3 protein-coding genes are annotated in these 1521 nt (G+C 66.7%); 1 reads left to right on the top strand and 2 read right to left on the bottom strand.

Features of this window, described 5'->3' with window-relative positions; genetic code table 11:
• Nucleotides 1–81: 81 nt before the first annotated feature.
• Together H537_RS0139720 and H537_RS0139715 are read right to left on the bottom strand one after the other, a co-directional pair.
• Nucleotides 82–300 (bottom strand): hypothetical protein, encoded by a 219-nt coding sequence (locus H537_RS0139720; protein WP_029002262.1) that lies wholly within the window; start codon nt 298–300, stop codon nt 82–84.
• Between the two features lie 9 nt (nt 301–309).
• Entirely contained in the window at nt 310–747 is a 438-nt protein-coding gene (locus H537_RS0139715) for an ester cyclase (RefSeq protein ID WP_029002261.1), read from the bottom strand.
• Nucleotides 748–900: 153 nt separating this feature from the next.
• On the opposite strand from H537_RS0139715, the gene H537_RS0139710 reads away from it, so the two are divergent.
• Nucleotides 901–1521, top strand: a 621-nt coding sequence (locus H537_RS0139710; protein ID WP_029002260.1) for a TetR/AcrR family transcriptional regulator, incomplete at its 3' end; no start/stop codon positions are given.

The raw sequence follows: 1521 nt of genomic DNA, 5'->3' as shown, positions 1-1521 counted from the left end.
AAGCAACCACCCCGCAGTTCGCCCTGAAAACCGGTCGGACCCGGTTGCCTTTCAGCAACCCGTCCTGGAAGCACATCGCGTCTACAGCACAGCGGCACCCGCGGTCTGCATGCCGGACAGTCGATGATTGACCACTTTCGCACGCAGGCGCTGGTACGGAGCATTCAGCGTGCCGTGCAAGTCATCGATAAGCACTTCCCGCGGCTGCTGGGCCTGCGTATTGATCGTGTCGGCTTTGCCATGGTCGCCCAGCAAGGCAGCTTCGGGCACCGTACCGTTCGCAGCGACACGGGCGCGCATGACTGGAAGTCAGTTGTTTCCCGGCACGGCTCCAAGCTGGCGCAGGATGGCCGCCAAGTCCAACCAGACGTTCTCGCGCCGAATGCGGCCGTCCTCGGCCATGTCGAAGATGTGCAGCAGGCGAAAGCTCAACCGCCTGCCGTGGCCCGGGATGCCGAAAGGCATGCCCGGCGCCGTGCCTTCCCACAGGCTCTCGTCCACCATGAAGTCCGGACCGTAGTAGCGCCGCAGTGAGGTGACCTTCTCGCCGTGCAGATCGGCGAAGAGCGATTCGTAGAACGCGTGCGCCGCCTCGTGCCCGTGCACCGGTCCGGTGGGCGAGCCCACCACTTCGTGCTCCAGTTCTTCAGCCATGGTGCTGAGCACCCCGGCCACGTCGTCCTCGGCCTCGTACTGGAAATGGCGGTCAATCATGCGGTCGAACTGCTCGCGCGTCAGGGCATTCATCGCTCACTCCTCTGGGGTGGATCGGCGAAGGACACAAGCCCACAATGAGACTTACGTCTCCTTATGAGACATGTGTCTCATTGATAGATCATGCCTGCCACCAAGTCAAGTGCATCCGCCCCTCGAGTTGCCGCCGCCGAGCCGGCCGCTGCAGTGTCACCGACGCCTGTGGTCGGCGGCGATTCGCAGGGCCGAGCCAACCAGCGCCGGCGCACGCAGCGTGCGCTCATTGAGGCCGCGCTGGCGCTGCACGACCAGGGCCTGCAACCCACGCTGGCCGAGGTCGCCGAGCGGGCGCTGGTGTCACGCGCCACCGCGTACCGCTACTACGCCTCGGTGGAGGCGCTGCTGAGCGAGGCCATGTTCGAGCGTTCGGTGCCGTCGCTGGCACAGCTCTTCCAGCCCGGGATTGACCTCGTGGAAGCGATCGGCCGCGCCGTGCGTCACTTCAACCGCCTGTTGTTGCAGGACGAAGCTGCGCTGCACGTGATGGAGCGCTCGTTCATGAGCGTGTGGCTCGACAACACCCCGGACACACGGCCACCGCGGCCGGCTCGGCGACTGCAGTACATCGCTCCCGTGGTCGAGGCGCTCGCGGACGAGTTCTCGCCTGCTGCCCGCCGGCGCCTGGTACAGGCGCTGGCGATGGTGGCGGGGCCGGAGGCGGTGTTGTCGCTGCGCGATGTGGCCGGGGCCAGTGTGGAAGAGGCGCTGGACGCCAGCGCCTGGGCTGCCATGGCGCTGGTGCGGGCGGCGCGTGCAGAGGCCACCGAG

Origin of the sequence: Azohydromonas australica DSM 1124 (assembly GCF_000430725.1) — a bacterium.
Classification (GTDB): domain Bacteria; phylum Pseudomonadota; class Gammaproteobacteria; order Burkholderiales; family Burkholderiaceae_C; genus Azohydromonas; species Azohydromonas australica.
This window is presented reverse-complemented; position numbering and strand designations above follow the sequence as displayed.